Source organism: Streptomyces peucetius, assembly GCF_025854275.1.
Taxonomy (GTDB): domain Bacteria; phylum Actinomycetota; class Actinomycetes; order Streptomycetales; family Streptomycetaceae; genus Streptomyces; species Streptomyces peucetius_A.
The window spans coordinates 1,186,892-1,211,231 of the sequence record NZ_CP107567.1; the positions used below are offsets into that span (position 1 = coordinate 1,186,892).

Sequence of the window (24,340 nt, forward strand, 5' to 3'; positions counted from 1 at the left end):
CAGACACCCGCACCGGCGCGGGCGCCGGGCCCGTGGGCCGGTGAGCTCCCCTTCGGTTGCCGCAAGATGGACCGACACTGTTCCACGGTTCGTCCCGGCCCTTCCTCAGAAGGCCCGCGGCGTCCGGTCCCGCCCCCGAAAGGCTGGTCAAGAGTGCACGCCGTGCCCGTCCCGTTCCTCGCGGAGGAGATCCGCACCCGGCTGGAGGAGAACGCGGTCCCCGGCCGCGCGGTCGACGAGAAGCGCTATCTCAAGAGCGATCTGGAACACGTCGGCGTGCCGCTGCCGGCGATGCGCAGGCTGGTGCGGGACTTGGTCCGCAGCCATCCCGGCCTGACCCGTGACGAGGTGGCCGAACTGGCCCTGGAGCTCTGGTCGCGGCCCGTGCACGAGCACCGCTCCGCGGCACTGCTGATCCTCGCCGGATACGTGGGCCGGCTCGAGGCGGAGGACACCGAGCTGCTCGAGCGGCTGCTGCGCGAGTGTCACACCTGGGCCCATGTGGACCTGCTGGCGCCGTTCGTCGCCGGACGGCTGCTCCTGGACCGTCCGGAGGCCCAGGACGACATCCGCCGCTGGGCCGTCGACCGGAAGCAGTGGGTCCGGCGCGGCGGCATTCTCTCGTTCCTGCTCGCCCTGCGGCAGGAGCAGGACTTCCCCCGCTGGTTCCCCGTCTTCGGCGAGGTGGCGGACCCGCTGCTGGAGGACGACCGCTTCTTCGTCCGCAAGGCGATCGGCTGGATGCTGCGCGAGGGGGCCAAGCACCACCCCGGGCCGGTCGCCGACTGGCTCGGTGACCGGCTGGACCGCGTCTCCGGGCTGACACTGCGCGAGGGCGCGCGACGGCTCCCCGACGCGGACGCCGAACGGCTGCTCGCCGAGTACGCCCGACTGCACCCGCGTGGCACCAGGCGCAGGACATGACCGACGTGAACGTGCCGGCGGCGACGCCAAGGTTTCGACAGGACCGCCCGCAGCCGCCCCGTCATCGTCGGCCGGCGCAGTCATGAGAAATCCATGAATCCTTGAACGGTGCGGCCGGAGCCCGCGTACAACTTCACGAACCGGCCGGTACGGGCCGGACCGTGGAGAGGGAGCCAGCATGACCGGATCGCAGGGGATCACTCGGACCGTGGCGCGCCGCACCGTCGTCGCCGCCGTGGGCGGGGCCGGTCTCACCGCCGCGCTGACCGCATGCGGCAGCTCGGACGACACGGTGCAGACCGGGTCGGGGAATCCGGCCGGTGAGGAGGGTGCGGCGGCCTCGGGAGGCGGCGCGGGCGGTGCCGGCGGCACGGTGCTCGCCAAGACCACCGACATTCCGGCGGGCGGCGGCAAGGTCGTCGGTGACGTGGTGATCACCCAGCCGGTGGCGGGCGAGTTCAAGGCCTTCTCGTCCAAGTGCACGCACCAGGGCTGCGCGGTCAAGGAGATCTCGAACGGCACCATCAACTGCCCGTGTCACAACAGCCGGTTCGACGCGTCCGACGGCAGTGTCAAGGCCGGTCCGGCGACAGCGCCGCTGCCGCCCGCCCAGATCACCGTCGAGGGGGACGCGATCAAGCTCGCGTGATGCGGTGCGGCCCCTTCCAGCAGGACACCACCTCGTCGGTCGTGGCGATCGTGGCCACCAGCGACAGGGTGTTACGGATCATCGCCGGGGTGTACTCGGCGGGCACCCCGGCGATGGCGTCCGCCACGACGACCGCCGTGTAGCCGAGGTTCACCGCGTCGAAGACGGCGCACGGAACCGCCACGTTGGCCGAGACGCCGGTGACGAGGAGGGTGCGGCAGCCGAGATTGCGCAGGAGCGGGTCGACACCGGTGCCGGCCAGCGGTGAGAGCCCGTGCAGCCGGCGTACGACGAGGTCCTCGGGCGCGACGTCGATCGGCGGGGCGACCCGTACGGCCGCGGAGCCGGTGTGCTGCTGCACAGGCAGTCGTTCGGCGGCCCTGAACAGCCGCGCGTTCCGGTTGGAGCCCCGGCCGTCGGGGCGCCGTTCGGCCACCGCGTGCAGCACCTGTACGCCCGCGTCGTGGGCGGCGGCGACCAGTCGTGCGACGTTGCGGAGTGCCCCTGAGGCGCTCGCCTGTGCGGCGAGTTCCGGCAGGGCGCTGTCCTTGCCGACGACACCCTGCTGGCATTCGACGGTCAGGAGTGCGGTGGTGGGTGGTTCGAGCTGTTCCAGGAGCTGATGACGGGACGGCATGGGGCCCCTCGGTGTCGTGTCCGCTCGGCGCGGAGGCGCGACGGTAGCCCCCATTGCGTACGGAGGGAAGAGCGTCCATGCTGGCCGGGCACATTTCTGACAGCCAGTCAGCCGCAGGGCCGGGAGGACGCAGATGACCGCCACTCAGCGCCGGGGCCGTCGGATCATGATGACCCCCGGGGAGCTCGACGCCTTCCTGACGCAGCAGCGGACCTGCCGGGTGGCCACCGTCTCGTCCGACGGGCGCCCGCACATCAGCGCCCTGTGGTTCGCCTGGGACGGAAGGTCCCTGTGGCTCTATTCCCTGACCCGCAGCCGGCGCTGGGCACAACTGCGCCGCGATCCGCGCATCGCCGTCGTCGTCGACGACGGCGAGGAGTACGGGGAGCTGCGGGGTGCCGAGCTGTCCGGCACGGCCGTCTTCGTCGGTGAGGCTCCGCGCACGGGCGAGGACTGTCCCGAACTGGCCGCGCCGGAGGCGCTCTTCGCGGCCAAGAACTTCGGCCTGGACGCGATGCCGCACGACGGTCGGCACGCCTGGCTGCGGCTGACCCCCGGCACGGTCGCGTCCTGGGACTTCCGCAAACTGCCGGGCCTGTGATCCCCGGCCCGGGCGTCAGTCCTGCTGCTCGGCGGCGCCGCGCAGCGCCTCCACCGCCGCCCTGACGGACGGCCTGCGGTCGGCGTCCGCACGCCACACCGCGTAGACATGGCGACGCATCCGCTGCCGTACGGGGACGAGCGCGACGCCCTCGGGGACGGGGCCCCGGCCGAGCCGCGGCGCGACACAGACGCCGAGGCCCGCGGCGATCAGGGCGAGCTGGGTGTGATGCTCTCCGGCCATGTGCCCGATCCGCGGCTCGAAGCCCTTGGAGCGCAGGGTGAACATCAGCCAATCGTGGCAGAACTCGCCTTCCGGCCACGACACCCACTCGTCGTCGGCGAACTCCTCCAGGTCGACCTCGGCGCGGCCTGCGAGGGGGTGGTCCGCGGGCATGGCGACATCGGGTACGTCGTCGAGCAGCTGCGCCTGCGCGAGCCCGCCGGGGACGGGCAGCCGCTTGTTGCTCCAGTCGAGCACCACAGCGAGATCGAGATCACCGCGGATCACCTCCCTGACCGCCGCCTCGGGCTCCAACTCCCTGGATATCACCCTCAGTTCTGCGTGGTCGCGGCGCAGCGCGGACACCGCGGCCGGGAACAGGCCCCGGGCCGCGGTCGGGAACGCGCCGATCCTGACCTCGCCCACTGCCTGGCCACGCCGGGCCTCGATGTCGGACTGTGCGAGCTCGACCTGGGAGAGGATGCGCGCGGCGTGGTCGGCGAGGAGCCGGCCGGTGTCGGTGAGGCGCACACCGCGGCCGTTCTTCGCCACAAGCTGCTGCCCGACCTCCCGCTCCAGTTTCGCCATCTGCTGGGAGACGGCCGAGGTGGTCACGTGGAGACCTTCGGCAGCGGCGCTGACCGAGCCGTGCCGGGCCAGGGCGTCGAGGGTACGCAGCCGCTCCAGGTTCAACATGTAAGCAATGCTAAGCGATGAGATCGAGAAATTCTCGCTTGTCCTAAGAAGTTCGGACGGCCATCGTGGTGCCCATGAGCACCGCAGCCACCGGGGCCGACAAGGCTTCCACCTCTCCCGCCTCCCACAGCCCAGGGTCCGCGCCCGACGCCCCGCCGCGACGGCGGGCCGTCGACTGGCGCATCCGGTTCGCGGTGCTCTCGGCGGTCTGGGGCTTCAGTTTCCTCCTCATCAAGGTCGGCACCGGGGCCTACGCCCCCTTCCAGGTCACGTTCGGCCGACTCTTCTTCGGCACGGCGGTACTCGCCGTCGCCATGGCGTTCCGCCGTGAGCGGCTGCCGAGGGGCCTGCGCACCTGGGGTCATCTGGCCGTCGCCGCCTTCTTCCTCAACGCGCTGCCGTTCTCGCTCTTCGCCTACGCAGAGCTCACCATCCCCTCGACACTGGCGGGGATCTGCAATGCCACCTCGCCGTTGTGGGGCATGGCGCTCTCCCTCGTTGCACTCTCGGAGGACCGGCCCACGCGGCGCCGCGTGGCGGGGCTGGGCATCGGATTCCTCGGAGTGCTCACCGTCCTCGGCGCCTGGCAGGGCTTCTCCGGACTGGACTTCGGCGGCACGGCCATGGCCCTGCTCGCCTCGCTCAGCTACCCGATCGGCTGGATCTACGTACGCCGCACCCTGGCCGGTTCCAGCCACTCGCATCTGTCGCTCACCGGCGCACAGCTGAGCCTGGCGACCCTGCAACTGGCCGTGGTCACCCCGGTGTTCACCGCACTGCCCACCTCGTTCCCGCTGGTGCCGCTGTTCGCGGTGATCGCGCTCGGGGCACTCGGCACGGGGCTGGCCCTGCTCATCCAGTACGGGCTGGTCGCCGAGGTCGGACCGACGACCGGCCAGATGGTCACGTACTTCATCCCGGTCATCGCCACGGCCGCGGGTGTACTGCTCCTCGGCGAGCACCTGGGCTGGAACACGCCCGTGGGCGCGCTGATCGTCCTGGTGGGTGCGGCACTGACGCAGAGCCGGCCGAAGCGGCCGACGCCCCCGGCGCCGGCCCCGACCCACGCCGCGGCTTCCGCCTCCGCCTCGGCCACGGCTACCGCTCCGGCCTCCGCCTCCACCTCGACCTCCGCCTCGGCCACGGCTGCCGCTCAGCCGTAGCTGCGGGCCGGCATCGGGCCGACCGCCGAGGCGACCGCTTCGGCGAGCGGCTCGATGTCGGCGTGCGCCAGCTCCGACACGGTCAGCCGGACCGCGGGGGGCGACGCCATGCGGAAGCGCGCGCCCGGGGCGACCGCCCACCCGGCGTGGAGCAGCCGTGCCACCGCCCCCGTCTCGTCCTGGACGGGCACCCACACGTTCATCCCGCTGCGCCCACGGGCCTCGACACCGCGCCGCGCCAGGGCGTCCACCAGCGCGTCGCGCCGCTCGCCGTACGAGCGGGCGACGGCGACGGGATCGACGGCGCCGGAGGCCCACAGATGAGCGACGGTGTGCTGGAGCAGCCGGCTGACCCAGCCGGGCCCCAGGCCGAGCCGGCCCTGCACACGGTCGACGGTGACGGTGTCTCCCGTCAGGACGGCCACCCGCAGATCCGGCCCGTACGCCTTGGCCGTGGAGCGTACGAACGCCCAGTTGTCGGTCACCCCGGCGAGGGGATGCAACGGGTGGTCGACGATGGCGTGGCCGTGGTCGTCCTCGATGAGCAGCGTGCGGGGGAACCGCGCGAGCACGTCGCGCAGCTGATCGGCCCGGTGGCGGCTCAGTACGGCGCCGGTCGGGTTCTGGGCGCGGTCGGTGACGACGACGGCACGGGCACCGGCGTTCAGGGCGCGCTCCACCTCTCCGGGCAGCGGCCCGTCGTCGTCGAGTGCCACGGGCAGCGGTTTGAGCCCCAGCGCCGAGACGAGGTCGAGCAGACTCCCCCAGCCCGGGTCCTCGACGGCGACCGCGTCACCCGGCCGCAGGTGCGCGGCGAGGATCCGTTCAATGGCGTCCAGCGCCCCGGACGTGGCTGCGAGCGGCCCGGCGGGGACTCTGTCGGCATCCATGGCGGCGCGCGCGAGGCGCGCGAACTCGGCGTCGAGCGGCGCCCTTCCGTACAGGCCGGGCTCCTCGGCGCACCGCGCGGCCGCGGCGGCGAGCGCCTCGTCCAGCGGGGGCAGCAGGGCGGTGTCGGGATTGCCTTCACCGAGGTCCCGTACGCCCGGGGGCGCGTCCACCCTGATGGATCCGCGGGACGTACTGGCCGGGCGGGGACGCACGCGACTGCCCCGGCGCCCCGCGGTCTCGATCACTCCGCGCTCGCGCAGGGTGCGGTAGGCGGCGGCGACGGTGTTCGGGTTGACGCCCAGCTCGGTTGCCAACCCCCTCATGGGGGGCAGCAGTTGGCCCGGTTCGAGGTCTCCGGCGCCGACAGCACGCTCCACACTCGCGGCAATCTCCGATGCGCGCCGCCCGACGATCCGATACTCTCCTAGCACAAACCTTATTATGCACTAGTGCAATGGAGTCGGCAATGTCGCAGCCCACCGAAACCCCCTACGAGCCGACGGAGCGGACGATTCCCACCCGCTCCCGGGAACGCGCGTCCTACGACCGTGAGCTGGTGCACTCGATACTCGACACCGCCTACGTCTGCCACCTCGGTTTCGTGCGCGACGGCGCGCCGGTGGTCCTGCCGACACTGTTCGCCCGCGTGGACGAGCGGCTGTACGTGCACGGGTCGACGGGATCGCGGCCCCTGCGGATGGCGGGCCAGGCGGACCCGGGGCTGCCCGTCTGCCTGACGGTGACACATGTCGACGGCCTGGTGCTGGCGCGCTCGGCCTTCCACCACTCGCTCAACTACCGCTCGGTGGTCGTCCACGGCACCGCCCGGCAGGTGACGGACCCGGCGGAGAAGCGCACGGCCCTCGATGCGCTCGTGGACCACGCGATCCCCGGCCGCGCCGCGGACTCCCGCCCGGCCGACGCCAAGGAACTGGCGGCGACGGCCGTGCTCCGCCTGGATCTGACGGAGGTCTCAGCCAAGACCCGCACCGGCGGCCCGAACGACGACCCCGCCGACCTGTCGCTCCCCTACTGGGCCGGTGTCGTCCCCGTCGCCGTCACGTCGGGCACGCCCGTCCCGGCCGCCGACCTCGCCCCCGGCACCCCGGTTCCCGACTACCTCTGAGCCCGCCCGGCCGACGCGCCCGCTTCGCCCCGGACCGGGCGCCTGGGGCGGGGGGGGGTACGGACCCGGGCATGCGGAGACGGGGCGGCGGGTACGTCAGGCCGGGGCCGGACAGTGCGTCAGGCCGGGACCGGCACCCGCCTCCGGGCCGCGGCTCCCCGCGCCTCGGCCGCGGCGAGGCCCGCGACCGCCGACAGCAGCAGCAGCGTCCCCGCCACCGTGGCCGCCGTCAGCCGCTCGTCCAGCAGCGTCACCGCGATGACCGCGGCGCTGACCGGCTCCAGCAGCATGATCACCGAGACGGTCGCCGCCCGGACCACGGCCGCGCCCGCGAAGTAGAGCGCGTAGGCCAGCGCGGTCGGCACGGCCGCGACGTACACGAGGAGCCCGGCGACCAGCGCCGGCTCCGCCGTGTGCGGCAGCAGCCCTTCACCGGCCGCCATAGGCAGCAGCCCCACGCACCCGATGGCGAAGGCCCATGCCGTCGTGGACAGCGAGTCCCCGCCGCCCCCGTCCCGGCCGAGCCACCTGGTCAGCAGCGTGATCGCCGCGTAGCCGGCGGCCGACAGCAACGCGAGGAGGACACCCAGGGGCCGCACTTCCCCGCCCTCACCGCCGAGGACCAGCACACCGAGCCCGGTCAGGGCTCCCGCGACGGCCAGGATGCCGCCGCGGCCCAGCCGCTCGCCCATGGTCAGCCGTGCCCCGACGGCGATGAGCACGGGACCGGCACCCAGTGTCACGACGGTGCCCACGGCCAGTCCGGTCGCCTCGACGGCCGCGAAGTACGCGCTCTGGAAGACGGTCAGTCCGACCCCGGTGGCGACGATCCGCAGGACACGGCGGCGGCGCGGCTCGACGGGCCCGGTGACCCCGCGCCGCCGCCGGGCGCGCAGTGCGAGGACGGGAAGCAGGAGCAGCAGGCCTCCCGCGCACCGCCAGAACGACAGGGCGAGCGGTCCGAGTTCGCTCATCTCGAACACGAGGGACGCGGCAGCGCCGGCGGTGCCCCAGGCGAACCCGGCGAAGATCAGATAGGTGAGTCCCCGCCCGACGGGCAGGCCGGCGGAGGTGCCGGCGGGCATGCCGAGCGGCATACCGGCAGGCATGTCCGCGGGCATGCCGGCAGCGGAAGTTGAAGAGGAATACGACACGTGACTTCTCCGTAAGAAGAACGGGAGGACGGCTGACCACTCGGATCGGTCACGCGGGCAGCACCGACCTGCTCGGGGACACCCCGAGCCGGGTCTTCGTCGGAGAAGGACCGCCCGCGCTAGGCGGCAGGCGGCGGAAGTACGGTCGAATGCATGATCGCCACCTTACGGTGCGCGATTGCCGCCCGACAACTCCCCCTCGCCCACGCCCTCGCCGGCCGTCGCGGGCACCGGTTCCGGCCCGCCGGCGGCCACCGGCCCGGACGGCGCCCTGGGCGCCTGCGACTGTGCGATGAACGCCCCTGTGAGAACGACCGCGCCGCCGACGATCTGCGGCGCCGACAGGTGCTCCCGCAGCAGGACCCAGGCCAGCACGGTCGCGATCACCGCCTCCAAGCAGGCGACCACCCCGGCCACCTGCGGAGACAGCCGGCGTACGGAGACGACCCCGGTGACGTACGCGAGCACGGTGGCGATCAGCACGATCCAGCCGAGCAGCAGCGCGGCGGGCACCTGCGCCCCTCCCATGTCGGCGGCACCGGCCAGCAGCGACCAGTCCATGCCCCACGGACGGGCCACGGCCGTGAGCACCACCGCGCCGATGAGGAGCCCGTAGGCGATGACGCCCAGCGGGTCGGGCGCGTCGTCGCTGTCGCCGCCCTGGTCGGACAGGACGAAGTACCCGACCTGGCAGCACGCCGCACCGAGCGCCAGCAGCAGCCCGAGCAGGTCGAAGCTGAGCCCCGCCCACACCTCGACCACACACGCGAGACCGGCCACGGCGAGGACGACACCGGCGGCCGCCGCCCTCGTCACCGGGCGGCGCTGGACGAAACGGACCCAGCCGAGCACGAGTGCCGGGGCCAGATACTCGATGAGCAGCGCGACCCCGACCGGGATGCGGGAGATCGCCGCGAAGTAGCAGGCCTGCACACCGGCCACGGCGAGCAGGCCGAACCCGGCCAGCAGCGCGGGCCTGCGCCGCAGCAGTCCGCGGTGGCGCCACGCCACCGGCGCCATGACGAGGGCCGCGCCCGCGACCCGCAGCCACACGACATGGAGGGGGTCGAGCCCCGCCTCGATCAGCGGCTTTGCCGCGACGCCCGATCCACCGAACGCAACGGCCGACCCCAGGGCGAGTCCCAGGCCGGCGCTCTTTCCCCGAGAAGCCTGCATCGGCACATGATGTCAGGGCCGGTCAGTACCGTCACCCCGATGACACATGTCGAGACAGCTCCGGGATCCGCGCACCCAGCAGCGCCGGGTCGACACGGGCACGCCGCAGCACCTCGGCGGCCCGGCAGTCCGGATCCGCCGCGAGGCAGGCCAGTACGTCGATCCCCTCGGCCGTGGACCTGCCGCGCAGCCGCGCCCGTTCGAGCGCGCCCGCCACGGCGGCCACGGCCGAGGGCGACCAGCCCGGCACACCGCGTACGGCAGCCCCGGGGGGCCGCCCCGGACCGCCGCTCCCGCGCAGGACGGACAGCGCCCCCGAGTCCTCGACAAAACCCTGCCAGGCGAGGCCGTATCCGATGCTCCGCTGCACGAGGTACCCGAGGACCCGCGCGACCTGCGACGGGCCCCCGAACGCCGCCCTGACCTCGGGGTCCAGCTCCATCAGCGAGTGCAGCAGATGGGCGGTGTCGATCTGCCGGTCCCCGTCGCGCAGCACTCGTCTGCGCGCGCCCGTGACCACCGCGGCCAACTCCACGGTGAGCGCGGCTTCGACGTCCGCGGGGACGGGGGTGGGCTGCTGCAGCGGCAGCCGGAAGGCAGGGCTGTGCACATCTCCCACCTCATCAGATGTCCAGCGCCCCGGCGTCCGCGCGCGGAAGCATTTGCCCCTCCCACCGGAGTTGGGCACACGCGGACGATTCCTCCTCCTTACGGATGAGAGGGCCTGACGGGGCACCCGATCTGACAGGCCGTCAGTATTGAATGTTCCGGCACCCACCGCTACGGTCCGCGACACCGCAATCCGAGCCGAAGGGGTGGTCGCATGGCGGAAGTCAGCGCGGAGGCACGCATCGAGGCACCGGCCGCGAAGGTCTGGGCCCAGCTCACCGACTTCACCTCGTACGGACGCTGGAACGCCACCCACACCGGCTTCCCCGAGGGCGGCCCGGAACCGCTGGAGACCGGCGCCACCTTCACGGAGAACATGAAGCTGATGGGCTTCCCGGCCGAGGTGGCCTGGACGGTGGAGGAACTGGAGGCGGAGCGGGTGCTCGCCATCAAGGGCAAGGGCCCGATGTCGGTCACGGTGGCCACCCGGTACTCGCTCACCCCGGCCGACGGCGCCACGAAGGTGCGGATCGACGGGGAGTTCACCGGTGCGGCCGTGTCGCTGATGGCCGGGAAGCTCAAGGACTCGGCGACCGCGGCGCTCGACGAGTCGCTCCGCAGGCTCGCGGGGCTCGTCACCTGACCCGGCCACGGCGCAAACGGAAGAAGGGCCCCGCGTGACCGCGAGGCCCTTTGCGCACCGCAGAGCCCGGCCCCCGAGCCCAGCACTGCGTACTCAGCTCCGAGTGCTCGACACTCAGTGCTCGTCGGCGAGGATCAGATAGAGCTTCTTCCGGGCCTCATTGATGACGGCGACGGCCTTCTGTCGCTGCTCGGCGTCACCCGTCTTCCAGACCTGGCCGAACGCCTCCATCAGACCGAAGCCGGCCTGCCGGATCTCGTTGACCGTCTCCCAGTCGACGCCGCGCCCGACCTCCTCCCAGGGAGCCTCCGGGCCCGACTCGGCCTCGGTGCGGCCGGTGTCGGTCAGCGTGAACAGCTTCTTGCCGCCCTCACTCTCGGAGACGATCAGGCCCTCGTCCTCGAGGAGCTGCAGGGTCGGGTAGACGGAGCCGGGGCTGGGCTTCCAGGCCCCGCCGCTGCGCTCGCCGATCTCCTGGATCATTTCGTAACCGTGCATCGGACGGGTCTTCAGCAGCGCCAGGATCGAGGCGCGCACGTCGCCGCGCCGCGCCCTTCCCCGGCCTCCGCCGCGCCCGCGACCGCCACCGAAGGGCCCGCCGAAGGGCGGTCCCCAGGGCCCGAACGCGGCACGCCGGCCCTCGTGCTCACCGTGACCGTGATGGCTGGGCCCGCAGTGTCCATGACCGCGGCCGTGGTCGTGTTCCGGTCCGTTTCCATATGAACGCATCGTTACGCTCCTTCCATCGTTGATCTGTCGCGATGCTTCAACGATATATCGGCAGCGATCGGTGGGCAAGACTCTGCCGGTCCAGCGGAGCGGAATTGGCCTTGGCCTGCGTCTTCGTGCGCGTTCTACGGTCGCGCCATGCGGATTCGAATCGTCGACGCCTTCACCGACCGGCCCTTCGCCGGCAATCCCGCCGGAGTCCTTCTGCTCAATTCCGGCGGCTTCCCCGCCGACCCGTGGCTGCAGCAGGTGGCCGCGGAGCTGAATCTCTCGGAGACCGCCTTCGCCCACCCGCTGCCAGCCGGCGGTGACGCGGACTGGGCGCTGCGCTGGTTCACCCCGGCCACCGAGGTCGACATGTGCGGCCACGCCACACTGGCCACCGCCCATGTCCTGCACACCACGGGGACGGCGACCGGTACCGTGCGCTTCGCCGCGCGCTGCGGGACGCTGATCACCACCGCGCACGAGGACGGCACCCTCACGATGGATTTCCCGACCGCTCCGCTGACGCCGGTCGAGGCCCCGGACGGCGTGGCGCAAGCGCTCGGCGCGAAGGTGCTGTCCGCCCACGACACCGGCCCCCACATCGGGGACCTGCTGGTCGAGCTGGCCGACGAAGAGTCCGTGCGCGGGCTGAGCCCCGACTTCGCCGCTCTGGTGGAGCACTCGGAACGCGGCATCATCGCGACCGCCGCCGCCGCGGACCCGCGGTCCGGCTACGACTTCGTCTCCCGCGGCTTCTTCCCCCGGGTCGGCATCGACGAGGACCCGGTCACCGGCAGCGCGCACACCGCGCTCGCCCCGTTCTGGTCGGCCCGCCTCGGCCGGGACGAGCTCACCGGGCTGCAGGCCTCGGCGCGCTCCGGCCTCGTCCGCACCGCGCTGCGGGGCGGCCGGACGCTCCTCACCGGCAGCGCGGTCACCGTCGTCGACGGCGAACTGCTCAGCGCTCCCTGATGCGGGACGCGTGAGGGGGTGTACGGCGCCCGCCCGCCGTACACCCCCTCACTGCTCGTCCCGCAGCCGCCCCGTGCCCCTCACGGCGTGGGCAGCCAGCCCACCTTCCCGGCCAGCAGCCCGTAACCGACGAAGGCAACGATGTCGAGCAGGGCGTGCGCCGCCACCAGCGGCCCCACCCGGCCCCACCGCCGGTACAGCAGCACGAAGACCACGCCCATCACCATGTTGCCGATGAACCCGCCGATGCCCTGGTAGAGGTGGTAGGACCCGCGCAGCACCGAGCTCGCGGCCAGGGCCGCCATCGGGGTCCAGCCCAGTTGGTCGAGCCTGCGGAGCAGATATCCGACGACGATCACCTCCTCCACCACCGAGTTCTGGATGGCGGAGAGCACCAGCACCGGGTACTTCCACCACACGTCGGGCAGCGACTCGGGCACCACGGTGAGGTTGAAGCCGGACGCCCGCGCGAGGAGGTAGAAGGCGAGCCCCGCACTGCCGATGCCGGCGGCCACCAGCGCACCGCGCCCGAGGTCCGGCCACGGCCGGCTCCGGTCGAAGCCGATGACGTGGAGGCCGGCGCGCTCACGGATCAACAGATGCGCGACGAGCGCCACCGGCACCAGCGCCGTCGCGATCCCGAAGAGCTGCCAGGCGAGATCGAGCCACGGCCGCCCCGGCGCGAAGGACCCGTTCAGCGTCGCCGCCTGGTCCTTCAGCCCACCGGGCTTCGTCAGCGACCCGATGAAGCTGATCAGCGCGGAGACAGCGCTCGCGCCGAGCGACAGCGCGAGCACGAGCACCGTCTCGGACCGCAGGATCCTGCGCGGCACCGCCTCCCGCGGATAGGGTCCGGCCGCGTCTCCCGCTTCCGCCTGCACACGAGCCTCCAGTTGTTCCACCGCATGGGACGTCACAGCTTGCCCGACGAACCTGTGGCGGAATCAGCCAGGTCCCGTCAGGACCCGGCACCCGGGAACCCGACCGGCCAGGTGTGCACGGGCTGACCCTCGCGCATCAGCTCGCAGTAGCGGCGGGTCATGGCCGCCAGCGCCGCCTCCCGCTCGAGCCCCGCGTCGAGAGCGCGGTGGTACGTGTCGGCCTGCCACGCGGCACCGTTCATACGGCGGCGGCAGCGCCCCTCGATCACTCCGAGGTACAGGTCCCGGTCGGCGGGCGCCACGTTCCACGCGTCGAGCCCCGCCGCGGCCAGCGGCAGCAGCTCGTCACGTACGAGCTTCACGACGGGTACCTGTGTGACGCCGCCGCGGCCGGGGCGCGGCCACTGGAGTTCGGCGTCGATGCCGTACCGGCAGGCGGCGTCGAAGTTCTCGCCGGCGACGGCGAAGGGGAGCCGCTTCCACACCGGGCGGGCGTCCTCGGCGAGCGCACGCACCAGACCGTAGTAGAACGCGGCGTTGGCGATCACGTCGGTCACCGTGGGGCCGGCGGGCAACACCCGGTTCTCCACCCGCAGGTGCGGGACGCCGTCGACGACCTCGTACACCGGGCGGTTCCAGCGGTAGATGGTGCCGTTGTGCAGGACCAGTTCCTTCAGCCGCGGCACTCCGCCGTCCTCCAGCACCTGGAGCGGATCCTCGTCGTCGCAGAACGGGAGCAGCGCGGGGAAGTAGCGGATGTTCTCCTCGAAGAGGTCGTACGCGGAGTCGACCCACCGCTCGCCGAACCAGGTCCGCGGCCGTACGCCCTGCACCTGGAGCTCCGGCGGGCGCGTGTCGGTGGCCTGCTGGAAGAGCGGCGGCCGCGACTCGCGCCACAGCTCCTTGCCGAACAGGAACGGGGAGTTGGCGCCGAGAGCGACCTGCACAGCGGCCACCGCCTGCGCGGCGTTCCACACGTCCGCGAACCGGCCGGGGGTGACCTGGAGATGCAACTGCACCGAGGTGCAGGCCGCTTCCGGCGCGATCGACGCCGATGTGCACGTCAGCCGTTCCACGCCCTCGATGTCGAGGGCGAACTCCTCGCCCCGTGCCGCCACGATCTGGTCGTTCAGCAGCACGTAACGGTCGACGTCGGAGAGGTTGGCGGAGACCAGGTCCTGCTGCGCGAGCGTCGGAAGAATTCCGATCATCACGATCCCGGAACCGATCTCCTGTGCTTTGCGGTCGGCATATCCCAGCCCGGTATGCAGCTCTTCCGCGAGCTGATCGAGCACCCGGCCGCCCAATCGGTGCGGCACGATGTTCACTTCCAGATTGAACATTCCGAGCTCGGTCTGGAAATCGGGACTCGCGATACGGGAGAGAACTTCGGCATTCATCATCCGCGGCATGCCGTCCTGGCCGGCGAGATTCAGCTCTATCTCGAGCCCCATCAGATTCTTGGGCCGGTCGAACCTCTTCTCCTCCAGCAGCCGCCCCAGGCTTGCCAGGCACTGCTGCAGCTTCCTCCGGTACCGTTGCCGATCGGACAGGTCGAACCCGCCTGCCTCGATCTTCTCCCCCATCGAAGCGTCCCTCCTCGAGTGGGTCCACGCAGCGCGAACCGCTGACGTCACGGACGATAATGCCCAGACTCATTGATCCATAACGTCCCCGCGCGGGGTCCGCTCCGGGTAGGCTGGAGACAGCGCTCCACAGGCACATTCCTCCGGCATGACACACCGGGCATTTTCCGGCAGAGAGGCCGCGAAAAACACCGGCCCGATTCGGCCTACCGCTTCGGAGTCAAAACCGCAGGCAGCAGCCCCGGAAGCATTGAAAAGCCGCTGAAGGGCCGCACAGAACGGGCCGATTTCCGCCTTGCCGGAAATACCCACGACGGCTAGCGGAAACATTACGTGAACACGTGTCGTATAAACTCCGCGAGGGCAGAGAGTTGGCATCCGGTGTCTTCCGGCCGCTCACCGCCCCGCACGCAGACAGTGCCGTCCGCACCTTCACGCTTCACCGTGTCTCCTGAGTGAGAGGCGACCCATCATGCCGCTGCATGTCCTCCCGGCCCCCGCGCCTGCCTTGCGCAGCGTCCTCGCAGCACTCGGTTCTCCCACGGCCGTGTCCGAAACCCGTACTCCAGCTCTGCGGTCCGTCCAGGGACCACTGAGCGCCGAACTGCCGCTGCCGGTCCACGTGCTGGACCGGATCGCCCCGAGCGGCGGAACCCCGCTCACCCGGCTCACCGGCTGGCGCTTCCTGATCCGCAGCGGCGATCGCGCCGTGGCCGCCGCGGACACGATCCTCACGCCCGACGGCTGGGCCTTCTCGCACTTCTTCGAAGGCCCCTATCTCGACTCCACCGAACGCGCCCTGCGGCAGGCCGAGTCCATGGGACCGCCTCTCCAGCCGCGGCTGCTCTCCGTTCCCGAGCTCTACATGCTCACCCTCTGGCTGCACGGCTCCACCGAGGCGGACGCGGCCGCCGGCACGCCGCAGCCGTCCGACGTCCTGATACCCCTGGCGCCCGCGCCGCCGGGCATCGCGGCCCACCGGCCGCACCGGGTCGCCGAACTGCTGCCCGTGATGACCCTGCGGCTGGCACCGGCCCCGCTGCTCGACTCACCAGCCGCCTGACAGGGCCCGCCCGCCGACAGGAGACCACCCGGTACGCCCCGCGACCCACCGGTCGCGGGGCGTACCGGCGCACCGGCACCGGCCCGTTGTGACTAGTCCGGCCCGGCCACCGGGAACCACCCGAAAGGACCGCCCGGACGGGCTGAACCGTCCGGGTGGGTGATGCGTCATCAATCAGTGGGAAGAGCTGCCGTGAAATGCCTGCGGAGCGACGCCCGTAGGGGAACACTGGGACCGAACCGAGAGATACGGGGGGCGGCCATGAACACCTCATCGAGCCGCACGACACACACCACATCGCAGCGAAAGAACCCATCCATGTGCCAGCACCAGCCAGCCTGCCCCACCTCCGACTCAGCCGACCGTGAGGCGGCGCGCCTCGTGGCCCATCATCCGGAACAGGGCTGGAGCCTGCTGTGCAACGGCGTCCTTCTCTTCGAGGACACCGGCGAACTGCTGCCCGACGGACGGGTCATCGCCCCGCGCCGCCCGCGTTCCGCGGGCCCGTTGATGACGGCCGCGTAGGAGCCGTCCGCGACAACCGCCCGAACGACGAAGGGGCCGGCCCGGAGATTTCTCTCCGCACCGGCCCCGACGCATCTGCCCGTGGGCCCGCGTCAGTTGTCGTACTCGTCCAGCGGCGGGCAGGAGCACACGAGGTTGCGGTCGCCGAAGGCACCGTCGATACGGCGCACCGGCGGCCAGTACTTGTCGGCGGCGCTGACCCCGGCCGGGAAGACGGCCTCCTCGCGGCTGTAGCCGTGATCCCACTCGCCGCCGAGCGCGGCCGCCGTGTGCGGGGCGTTGCGCAGCGGGTTGTCGTCCGCGGACCACTCGCCCGACGCGACCTTCTCGATCTCGGCGCGGATCGCGATCATCGTGTCGCAGAACCGGTCGAGTTCGGTCAGGTCCTCGCTCTCGGTGGGCTCGATCATCAGCGTGCCGGCCACCGGGAAGGACATGGTCGGTGCGTGGAAGCCGTAGTCGATCAGGCGCTTGGCGATGTCGTCGACGCTGACGCCGGTGCTCTTCGACAGCGGACGCAGATCCACGATGCACTCGTGCGCGACCAGCCCGGCCGGGCCGGTGTAGAGCACCGGGTAGTGCGGCTCGAGGCGCTTCGCGATGTAGTTGGCGGCGAGCACGGCGACCTGCGTGGCGCGCTTGAGGCCCTCGCCGCCCATCAGACGCACATACGCCCAGGAGATCGGCAGGATGCCCGCCGAACCCCACGGAGCCGCGGAGACCGGTCCGACGCCCGTCTCCGGGCCCGCCGTCGGCTGCAGCGGGTGGTTCGGCAGGTAGGGCGCGAGGTGGGCGCGCACGCCGACCGGGCCGACGCCGGGGCCGCCGCCGCCGTGCGGGATGCAGAAGGTCTTGTGCAGGTTCAGGTGCGAGACGTCGCCGCCGAACCGGCCCGGCTTGGCCAGGCCGACCAGGGCGTTGAGGTTGGCGCCGTCGACGTACACCTGGCCGCCGGCGTCGTGCACCTGGGCGCAGATGCCGGCGACGTGCTCCTCGAACACGCCGTGGGTCGACGGGTAGGTGATCATCAGCACGGAGAGCTCGTCGCGGTACTGCTCGATCTTGGCGCGCAGGTCATCGACGTCGATCTCGCCGTCGTCGGCGGTCTTGACGACGACGACCTTCATGCCGGCCATCACGGCGCTGGCGGCGTTGGTGCCGTGTGCGGACGACGGGATGAGGCAGACGGTGCGCTGGTCGTCCCCGTTGGCCCGGTGGTAGGCGCGGACCGCGAGCAGACCGGCCAGCTCGCCCTGCGAACCGGCGTTGGGCTGGATGGAGACCTTGTCGTAGCCGGTGACCTCGGCGAGACGCTCCTCGAGCTCCTGGATCAGGGTGAGGTAGCCCTGGGCCTGCTCCACCGGGGCGAAGGGGTGGATCTGGCCGAACTCCGGCCAGGTGACCGGCTCCATCTCCGTGGTGGCGTTCAGCTTCATGGTGCAGGAGCCGAGCGGGATCATGCCGCGGTCCAGCGCGTAGTCGCGGTCGGCGAGCCTGCGCAGGTAGCGCAGCATCGCGGTCTCGGAGCGGTGCTGGTGGAACACGGGGTGCGTGAGGTACTCGTCGTCGCGCAGCAGCGCGGCAGGCAGCGCCTCGGGGGCCGCCGCGTCCAGGGTCTCGACGTCGCCGTCGACGCCGAAGGCCGCCCAGACGGCGGTCAGCTGGGCACGGCCGGTGGTCTCGTCGCAGGCGGCGGAGACATGGTCCGCGTCGACGAGGCGCAGGTTGACCCCGCCCTCCCGCGCGGCGGCGACGACCTCGGCGGCCCTCCCGGGCACCCGGGCGGTCACGGTGTCGAAGTACGCGCCGTGCACGACCTCGACACCGCCGGCCCGCAGCCCCTCGGCGAGGATCGCGGCGTAGCGGTGGGTGCGCCCGGCAATGGTCCGCAGCCCGTCGGGGCCGTGGTAGACCGCGTACATGCCGGCCATCACGGCCAGCAGCACCTGCGCGGTGCAGATGTTGCTGGTGGCCTTCTCGCGGCGGATGTGCTGCTCACGGGTCTGCAGCGCCAGCCGGTAGGCCTTGTTGCCGTCCGCGTCGACGGAGACGCCGACGAGACGGCCGGGCAGGCTGCGGGCGAACTTCTCGCGGACCGCCATGTAACCGGCGTGCGGACCGCCGAAGCCCATCGGGACGCCGAAGCGCTGGGTGGTGCCGACCGCGATGTCCGCGCCGAGCTCGCCGGGCGAGGTGAGCAGCGTCAGGGCCAGCAGGTCGGCGGCGACGGTGACGATCGCCCCGAGCTCGTGCGCCTGCTCGATCACCGGCTTGAGGTCCCGTACGGCGCCCGAGGCGCCCGGGTACTGCAGCAGCACACCGAACACGCCACGCTCGGCGATCTCGGCGGGGATGCCGTCGCTCAGGTCCGCGGTGACGACCTCGACACCGGTGGGCTCGGCGCGGGTCTCGATCACGGCGACGGTCTGCGGCATGGTGTCGGCGTCGATCAGGAAGACGCCGTTCTTGACCTTGCCGACCCGGCGGGCCAGGGACATGGCCTCCGCGGCGGCGGTGCCCTCGTCGAGGAGCGAGGCGCCGGAGGTGGGCAGGCCGGTCAGGTCGGCGACGACCGTCTGGAAGTTCAGCAGCGCCTCGAGCCGGCCCTGCGAGATCTCGGGCTGGTACGGCGTGTACGCCGTGTACCACGCCGGGTTCTCCATGACGTTGCGCAGGATGACGGGCGGCGTGAAGGTCCCGTAGTAACCCAGGCCGATCATGGGAGCGAGCACCTGGTTGCGGTCCGCCAGTATGCGCAGCTCCGCGAGGACCTCGGCCTCGGTGCGGGCGTCGGGAAGGTCGAGGGCCTCGGCGCTCTTGATGACGTCGGGCACGGCGGCGGCGGTGAGCTCGTCGAGCGATCCGTAACCCACTTGGGCGAGCATCTTGGCCTGGGCACCGGCGTCGGGGCCGATGTGCCGCTGCTCGAACGGGATTCCCTGCTCCAGCCGGGAGAGCGGAATGCGGTTGGCGGTCATGGTGGGAGGCCTCCTGGTCTTCGCGACCTGCGAGGGGCATCACGGCGCGGATGCCCGGACGGCCTCCCCCTCTGTCATCTCGACCTGAGAGCTTCACCGGGCATCGCTGAGCGACCTCCCGGCTTTCACCGTCGGTGAGAGCGGATGCCGTCCGACGCCCGCCCTGCTTTCCAGAGTGACCTCGTCCGTGCGGTACAGGTGCCTGAGAGATTCCGGGGAGGATTTGCTCCTTCGGCGCCTCCGGACTTCTCTCCGGAGGACTCTCCCGCACAGGGTCAGCGGCCGCTTGCCAGGGTACCAGCGCGGCCCGCGCGGGATCGCTCGAGTGGCCGACACCCGAGATGTGGCCTTTTGTAGTCGTTGGGGAGCAGTTGCGACCAATTGGAGGGACCGTGCAGACCGACATCGATCCGCGCAGCCTGATAGGCCGCAAGGCGTTCGACCGCAACGGCACCAAGATCGGGACTGTTGATGAGGTTTATCTGGACGATGCCACGGGAGTTCCCGAGTGGGCAGCCGTGCGGACCGGCCTCTTCAGCCGGGACGCGTTCGTCCCGCTCGAGCCGAGCGAGCTCGTCGACAACACTCTGCGCGTGCCGTACGAACGCGCACTGATCAAAGACGCCCCCGACTTCGGAGTGGGCCGTCATCTCTCGCCCGAGCAGGAACTTCAGCTCTACCATCACTACGGGCTCGACCTTTCCGCTCCTCCCCCGGCACCGGCCCCCGCCTCCGGCGACCGGTCGTTCGGCCGCGTCGCCGGCCAGGAGGACTGACCCCCGTTCCGTCGGCGGGGCGACTCCCCGCCGCCCTGCTCTGGCGCCCCCTCCCCCGGCTCCGGCGTGCCGGCCGCACGCCGGAGCCGGTTCGTCGTCCGGGTCTCCGCGACCCGGGCGACGAGCCGGTCAGGCCCGGACCGCCCTGCCGCAACGCGGCCCGCCCGAGCCCTCCCCGGCCCCCGCTCCTTCCCCTGGCGGCCCGGGAGCCCCTGCGGCACCCGGCGTTCCGGTGACCCCGGGCGTGGGCCCCGGTTCGGCCCGCCGAAGCTCGGGAGGCCCGGCCTCCCCCTCGACCCCGGCCCCGCCCGACATCCCGTCCCCCGGCCCGACGACGGCCCCGGCTCCGGGCTTACCCGAGAGCCCGACCCCCGGCTCGGCGGGCGGACCGGCCTCGGGCTCGTCCAAGACCCCGGTTCCGGGCTCGGCGGCGGCCCCGGCTTCCGGAACACCGAGCGCCACAGCCCTGGACGCGGTGCCCGGCTCAGCGGCACACGCGGTCTCCGGAACGTCGGCCGGCCCGACTCCCGGCCCGACTCCCGGGTCGGCCTCGGGCTCGTCCAAGAGCCCAGCCCCCGGCTCGGCGGCGGGCCTGGCCTCGGGCTCGTCCGCCAGGAGTCCGGCTCCCGGAACACCGAGCGCCACAGCCCCGGGCGCGGCGGGCGGCCCGGCGCCCGGCTCGGCGGGCCCGGCCCCGGGCTCGGGCTCGTCCGAGAGCCCGGCCCCGGGCTCGGCGGCCGGCGCGGCCGACCGTGCCTGAAGCGCCGGTGGCGACCCGGCCGGAACGGGCGCCGCCTTCGGCGGCGGCGTCGGCGCGACCAGCGGCAGTGGATCCGCGGCCTCCAAGTCCTCGTCGTCCACGCGGAACGTCCGCACCCGCCCCGGCGGCGACCACGGCTCCTCGAAGCGCACGGTGACCCGGCCGACGCCGCTGCCCTGGACCCAGCCCGACCCGTACCGCGCGTGGCGGACGTCCTGTCCGGCGGCCCAGCGCCGCTGCGCCGGCTCCTGCAGGCCACCCGGCTCGCTGTTCTCGGTCTCGTGCGTCTCGGCCTCCGGGCCGCCGACCGGAGCCGGCCGCTGCCCGTCGGGCACGGCGGGACCGGCCGCGGCCTCCGCCGCGGCCTGCGCGAAGAGGTCCTCCTGCGTGTAGTCGGCGAGTCCAGTGACGCCGACCCCGAGCAACCGCACCCCACCCGTGGTGTCCACCGCCTCCAGCAGCCTGCCCGCGGCCTCCCGCACCACCGCGGGATCGTCCGTCGGCCCGCGGAGCGTCTCGGAGCGGGTGAGCGTCGAGAAGTCGTAGCGGCGCACCTTCAGCACGATGGTGCGGCCGGAGTGGCCGCTCGCCCTCAGCCGCTGCACGCACCGCTCGGCGAGCCGCTCCACCTCGATCCGCACCCGCACCCGGTCGTGCAGGTCCACGTCGAAGGTGTCCTCCACCGACACCGACTTCGCGTCCCGCTCGGCCACCACCGGCCGGTCGTCGTGCCCCAGCGCCATACGGAACAGGGACGCCCCGTGCGCCCTGCCGAGCAGCCGCACCAGCTCGTCCTCCCCCGCCTCCGCCAGGTCCGCGACCGTCGTCATGCCGGCCCGGCGCAGATGGTCCCCGGTGGCGGGCCCCACGCCGGGCAGGATCCGCACCGGCATGGGTCCGAGCAGCTCACGTTCCGTGCCGGGGTCGATGAGGACCAGGCCGTCCGGCTTGGCCTGCTCGGAGGCGATCTTGGCGAGCATCTTGGAGCCCGCCAGCCCGACCGATCCGGTGAGGCCCGTGACCGCTCGTATCTCGGCGCGCAGCCGCTCACCGGTCGCGCGGGCGGACGGCGTGTCATGGGCGGCCCCGCCCGCCTCCAGGTCGACGAAGGCCTCGTCGAGGCTCAGTGGCTCCACCAGCGGCGATAGCCGTCCGAGCAGCCCCATGACCTGCTCGCTCACCGAGCGGTAGAGGGAGAAGCGCGGCACGAGGTACGCCGCGTTCGGCGCGAGTCGTCTGGCCTGCGCCATCGGCATGGCGGAATGCACGCCGAAACGCCTGGCCTCGTAGGACGCGGTGGCCACCACACCTCGGGGACCGAGTCCGCCGACGACCACCGGCTTTCCGCGCAGCGACGGCTTCGCCGCCTGCTCGGCGGCGGCGAAGAAGGCATCCATGTCCAGATGCAGGATCGTCGGCGCGTTTCTCACATCTTCGATGCTCCCGCAGACCACTGACAACGGGGAGCGCCGGGCATCCTCACACGGCCCGGTCGCGTCTGCGTCTCGCCAGCTCGTCGGCGGGGTTGTGGCCGACCAGGGTCTCCCCCGTGTCGATCCGCTCGCCGTGCAGCTGCGACAGCGCCGCCTCGACGTCCCGCCACACGACACCGACGGCAATACCGAACACGCCCTGGCCCCCCTGGAGCAGGCCCACCACCTCGTCGGGCGAGGAGCACTCGTAGACCGTCGCTCCGTCGCTCATCAGCGTCATCCGCTCGAGGTCCCTGAACCCGCGGGCACGCAGGTGCTGGACGGCCGCGCGGATGTTCTGCAGCGCCACGCCGGTGTCCAGGAAGCGCTTGACGATCTTGAGTACCACCACGTCGCGGAAGCTGTAGAGCCGCTGGGTGCCCGAGCCGTACGCCGACCGGACGCTGGGCTCCACCAGGCCCGTGCGCGCCCAGTAGTCGAGCTGCCGGTAGGTGATGCCGGCGGCCGCGCATGCGGTCGGTCCGCGGTAGCCGATGGTGTCGGTGGCGGGCACGGCCGCGTTGTCGTGCAGCGGGTACGGCCCGCTGTCCACCGGACCGGGTCCGGGGCCGCCCCCAGCCGTACTGTCGCCGCTGCTTCTCACGCCGACCTCCGTCCTTGACCTGCCACCTCGAAGGTAGGGAGTCACCAGGGGTGCGTCAACGATCGCCACACTCGGCACGCCGAGTGATAATCACCCTGAGAGTGGTTTCTCGTACCCCGATCCAGGGAAAGGCTACTCGAATGGGCCGACGGGGAACGGCCGAGCGGCGTCCGCCGCCGGAACCGTCACCGGTCCGCAACCCTCACTGGTTGCTCGAGCCGAAGTCCTCCGGCGAGATCTGGTCGAGGAACTCGCGGAACTTCTCCACCTCGTCCTCCTGCTCGTCCGGGATCGCGATACCGGCGTCGTCCAGCACTCCGTCACTGCCGTAGATCGGCGTACCGGTGCGCAGGGCCAGCGCTATCGCGTCGGACGGCCTGGCGCTCACCTCGACCCCGCTGGCGAAGACCAGCTCGGCGTAGAAGACGCCTTCCCGCAGGTCGGTGATCCGGACCTGGGTGAGCTCCTGGCCCACCGCCTCCAGCACGTCCTTGAAGAGGTCGTGGGTCAGCGGCCTGGCCGGTGCCATGCCCTGCTGCGCGAAGGCAATGGCGGTCGCCTCCCCGGGTCCGATCCAGATGGGGAGGTACCGATCGCCTCCCACTTCACGCAGAAGCACGATCGGTTGGTTCGAGGGCATTTCGACCCGGACACCCACAACGTCGAGCTCGTTCACACAGCAACCCTAGGACGTGCGCGACCGGTTTGGGTAGTCGGGTTGGTCCAAGATCAGTGGAGCCGCACGCCGAGGGCGGTCCGTACCAGCGCCGCATGCAGCCTCACGGACAGCGTCACCAGCTCTTTGGTGGTCGCCTCGGCATGCGCTCTGGTCTGGGGATTACGGTGCCGGCGCAGCGGCGCGACAAGCTGCTCCACGAGCCCGGCGTCCCGCTCCGCGGAGGCCTTCATGGCGCGAAGATGCCTCGGCTCCAGGCCGAATCTGCCGAGGTCCGCGACCAGCCGGGCGACGGTGACGGCCTCGGCCTCGTAGGAGCCGTGCGCGTCCGGCGCGAGCAGACCGTACGACTCCCACTCGACGAGCTGCTCCTCCGTGACCTCGGCCGCGGCCAGCAGCGCCGCCCGGCCGACACGGCCCGCGGTGGGGCGGTCGGCCTCCGGCTCCCAGCCCGCGTCGAAAGGCTCCCGCCGGTCCCGGTGCGCGCCCTGCGCGGGCAGCGGCACGCTCTCGCCGCGCTCCAGGGCGTCCAGCTGCTCCCGGATCACTTTCAGGGGAAGGTAGTGGTCACGCTGCATCCGCAGCACCAGCGCGAGCCGCTCGACGTCCTGCGGACTGAACTTCCGGTACCCCGAGGGCGTACGGCTCGGTTCGACCAGCCCCTCCGCCTCCAGAAAACGGATCTTGGAGATCGTCACTTCGGGAAACTCTTCGCGCAGGTGCCCGAGCACCGCGCCGATGCTCATCGGGCGGTCACCCGCGGCGGCGGCGCCGTGACCGGCGCCGCCCGTCGGTGTTCGCAGCATGTACCTTCCCTGGGTGTCCCCCGGACGGAGCCT

General features: G+C 72.1%; 23 protein-coding genes, 1 pseudogene and 1 riboswitch. Of the genes and pseudogenes, 10 read left to right on the top strand and 14 right to left on the bottom strand.

Annotation, left to right across the window (positions count from 1 at the left end):
* The first annotated feature begins 162 nt into the window (after positions 1-162).
* Complete coding sequence (locus OGH68_RS05460) at positions 163-924, top strand: DNA alkylation repair protein (RefSeq protein WP_264242175.1); 762 nt, start codon at positions 163-165, stop codon at positions 922-924.
* 178 nt (positions 925-1,102) lie between these two features.
* Positions 1,103-1,573: a Rieske (2Fe-2S) protein gene (locus OGH68_RS05465; protein WP_264242176.1), complete on the top strand. Its 471-nt coding sequence runs from the start codon at positions 1,103-1,105 to the stop codon at positions 1,571-1,573.
* Here the strand turns inward: OGH68_RS05465 and OGH68_RS05470 are convergent.
* Positions 1,560-2,210 (bottom strand): cysteine hydrolase, encoded by a 651-nt coding sequence (locus OGH68_RS05470; protein ID WP_264242177.1) that lies wholly within the window; start codon positions 2,208-2,210, stop codon positions 1,560-1,562. The genes OGH68_RS05465 and OGH68_RS05470 overlap by 14 nt on opposite strands.
* 133 nt (positions 2,211-2,343) lie before the next feature.
* On the opposite strand from OGH68_RS05470, the gene OGH68_RS05475 reads away from it, so the two are divergent.
* Positions 2,344-2,811: a pyridoxamine 5'-phosphate oxidase family protein gene (locus OGH68_RS05475; protein WP_264242178.1), complete on the top strand. Its 468-nt coding sequence runs from the start codon at positions 2,344-2,346 to the stop codon at positions 2,809-2,811.
* A gap of 15 nt (positions 2,812-2,826) precedes the next feature.
* Here the strand turns inward: OGH68_RS05475 and OGH68_RS05480 are convergent, their stop codons facing one another.
* Positions 2,827-3,729 carry a LysR family transcriptional regulator gene (locus OGH68_RS05480; RefSeq protein WP_264242179.1) on the bottom strand — a complete coding sequence of 301 codons (903 nt, stop codon included), beginning with the start codon at positions 3,727-3,729 and terminating at the stop codon, positions 2,827-2,829.
* Between the two features lie 74 nt (positions 3,730-3,803).
* Here OGH68_RS05480 and OGH68_RS05485 point away from each other — a divergent pair, with 74 nt between their 5' ends.
* Positions 3,804-4,892, top strand: coding sequence for a DMT family transporter (locus OGH68_RS05485; protein WP_264242180.1), 1,089 nt, complete (start codon positions 3,804-3,806; stop codon positions 4,890-4,892).
* Here OGH68_RS05485 and OGH68_RS05490 read toward each other — a convergent pair.
* Positions 4,883-6,214 carry an aminotransferase class I/II-fold pyridoxal phosphate-dependent enzyme gene (locus tag OGH68_RS05490; RefSeq protein WP_264242181.1) on the bottom strand — a complete coding sequence of 444 codons (1,332 nt, stop codon included), beginning with the start codon at positions 6,212-6,214 and terminating at the stop codon, positions 4,883-4,885. The two genes, OGH68_RS05485 and OGH68_RS05490, sit on opposite strands and share 10 nt — an antisense overlap.
* 23 nt (positions 6,215-6,237) lie before the next feature.
* Between OGH68_RS05490 and OGH68_RS05495 the strand changes: the two genes are divergently transcribed.
* Positions 6,238-6,909: a pyridoxamine 5'-phosphate oxidase family protein gene (locus tag OGH68_RS05495; protein ID WP_264242182.1), complete on the top strand. Its 672-nt coding sequence runs from the start codon at positions 6,238-6,240 to the stop codon at positions 6,907-6,909.
* A 119-nt stretch (positions 6,910-7,028) separates the two neighbouring features.
* On the opposite strand, the gene OGH68_RS05500 is transcribed toward OGH68_RS05495, so the two are convergent.
* The 3 genes from OGH68_RS05500 to OGH68_RS05510 all read right to left on the bottom strand — a co-directional run bounded on the left by OGH68_RS05500 (position 7,029) and on the right by OGH68_RS05510 (position 9,849).
* Positions 7,029-8,030, bottom strand: a complete 1,002-nt coding sequence (locus tag OGH68_RS05500) for a DMT family transporter (RefSeq protein WP_264242183.1) — start codon at positions 8,028-8,030, stop codon at positions 7,029-7,031.
* Positions 8,031-8,228: 198 nt separating this feature from the next.
* Positions 8,229-9,239, bottom strand: coding sequence for an EamA family transporter (locus OGH68_RS05505; RefSeq protein WP_264242184.1), 1,011 nt, complete (start codon positions 9,237-9,239; stop codon positions 8,229-8,231).
* A 31-nt stretch (positions 9,240-9,270) separates the two neighbouring features.
* The gene (locus OGH68_RS05510; protein ID WP_264242185.1) at positions 9,271-9,849 is read right to left on the bottom strand and encodes a Clp protease N-terminal domain-containing protein; all 579 of its coding nucleotides are present in this window, start codon (positions 9,847-9,849) and stop codon (positions 9,271-9,273) included.
* Positions 9,850-10,062: 213 nt separating this feature from the next.
* Here OGH68_RS05510 and OGH68_RS05515 point away from each other — a divergent pair, with 213 nt between their 5' ends.
* Complete coding sequence (locus OGH68_RS05515; RefSeq protein ID WP_264242186.1) at positions 10,063-10,491, top strand: SRPBCC family protein; 429 nt, start codon at positions 10,063-10,065, stop codon at positions 10,489-10,491.
* 114 nt (positions 10,492-10,605) lie between these two features.
* On the opposite strand, the gene OGH68_RS05520 is transcribed toward OGH68_RS05515, so the two are convergent.
* Positions 10,606-11,220, bottom strand: coding sequence for a PadR family transcriptional regulator (locus OGH68_RS05520; protein WP_264242187.1), 615 nt, complete (start codon positions 11,218-11,220; stop codon positions 10,606-10,608).
* A 138-nt stretch (positions 11,221-11,358) separates the two neighbouring features.
* Between OGH68_RS05520 and OGH68_RS05525 the strand changes: the two genes are divergently transcribed.
* Positions 11,359-12,180 (top strand): PhzF family phenazine biosynthesis protein, encoded by an 822-nt coding sequence (locus OGH68_RS05525; RefSeq protein ID WP_264242188.1) that lies wholly within the window; start codon positions 11,359-11,361, stop codon positions 12,178-12,180.
* An 80-nt stretch (positions 12,181-12,260) separates the two neighbouring features.
* Here the strand turns inward: OGH68_RS05525 and OGH68_RS05530 are convergent, their stop codons facing one another.
* Together OGH68_RS05530 and OGH68_RS05535 are read right to left on the bottom strand one after the other, a co-directional pair.
* Entirely contained in the window at positions 12,261-13,061 is an 801-nt protein-coding gene (locus OGH68_RS05530; RefSeq protein ID WP_264242189.1) for a CPBP family intramembrane glutamic endopeptidase, read from the bottom strand.
* A 77-nt stretch (positions 13,062-13,138) separates the two neighbouring features.
* Entirely contained in the window at positions 13,139-14,647 is a 1,509-nt protein-coding gene (locus OGH68_RS05535) for a glutamate-cysteine ligase family protein (protein WP_264242190.1), read from the bottom strand.
* A gap of 472 nt (positions 14,648-15,119) precedes the next feature.
* On the opposite strand from OGH68_RS05535, the gene OGH68_RS05540 reads away from it, so the two are divergent.
* Positions 15,120-15,710 (top strand): hypothetical protein, encoded by a 591-nt coding sequence (locus OGH68_RS05540; protein ID WP_264242191.1) that lies wholly within the window; start codon positions 15,120-15,122, stop codon positions 15,708-15,710.
* Positions 15,711-16,028: 318 nt separating this feature from the next.
* Positions 16,029-16,235: a DUF5999 family protein gene (locus tag OGH68_RS05545; RefSeq protein WP_319020180.1), complete on the top strand. Its 207-nt coding sequence runs from the start codon at positions 16,029-16,031 to the stop codon at positions 16,233-16,235.
* Positions 16,236-16,327: 92 nt separating this feature from the next.
* Here OGH68_RS05545 and gcvP read toward each other — a convergent pair whose 3' ends face one another.
* Positions 16,328-19,213, bottom strand: a complete 2,886-nt coding sequence (gcvP, locus tag OGH68_RS05550) for an aminomethyl-transferring glycine dehydrogenase (RefSeq protein ID WP_264242193.1) — start codon at positions 19,211-19,213, stop codon at positions 16,328-16,330.
* Between the two features lie 180 nt (positions 19,214-19,393).
* A riboswitch (glycine riboswitch) is annotated at positions 19,394-19,491 on the bottom strand.
* 114 nt (positions 19,492-19,605) lie between these two features.
* On the opposite strand from gcvP, the gene OGH68_RS05555 reads away from it, so the two are divergent.
* Entirely contained in the window at positions 19,606-19,989 is a 384-nt protein-coding gene (locus tag OGH68_RS05555) for a PRC-barrel domain-containing protein (protein WP_264242194.1), read from the top strand.
* A gap of 816 nt (positions 19,990-20,805) precedes the next feature.
* On the opposite strand, the pseudogene OGH68_RS05560 reads toward OGH68_RS05555, so the two are convergent.
* From OGH68_RS05560 to OGH68_RS05575, 4 genes and pseudogenes are all read right to left on the bottom strand, one after another.
* Positions 20,806-22,179 (bottom strand): annotated as a pseudogene (locus tag OGH68_RS05560) (DNA polymerase IV); the annotation flags it as partial.
* Between the two features lie 49 nt (positions 22,180-22,228).
* Complete coding sequence (locus OGH68_RS05565) at positions 22,229-22,774, bottom strand: MerR family transcriptional regulator (protein ID WP_264249918.1); 546 nt, start codon at positions 22,772-22,774, stop codon at positions 22,229-22,231.
* Between the two features lie 253 nt (positions 22,775-23,027).
* Positions 23,028-23,501, bottom strand: coding sequence for a bifunctional nuclease family protein (locus tag OGH68_RS05570; RefSeq protein WP_005320145.1), 474 nt, complete (start codon positions 23,499-23,501; stop codon positions 23,028-23,030).
* Positions 23,502-23,554: 53 nt separating this feature from the next.
* Entirely contained in the window at positions 23,555-24,307 is a 753-nt protein-coding gene (locus OGH68_RS05575) for a MerR family transcriptional regulator (protein WP_264242195.1), read from the bottom strand.
* Between the last annotated feature and the right edge of the window lie 33 nt (positions 24,308-24,340).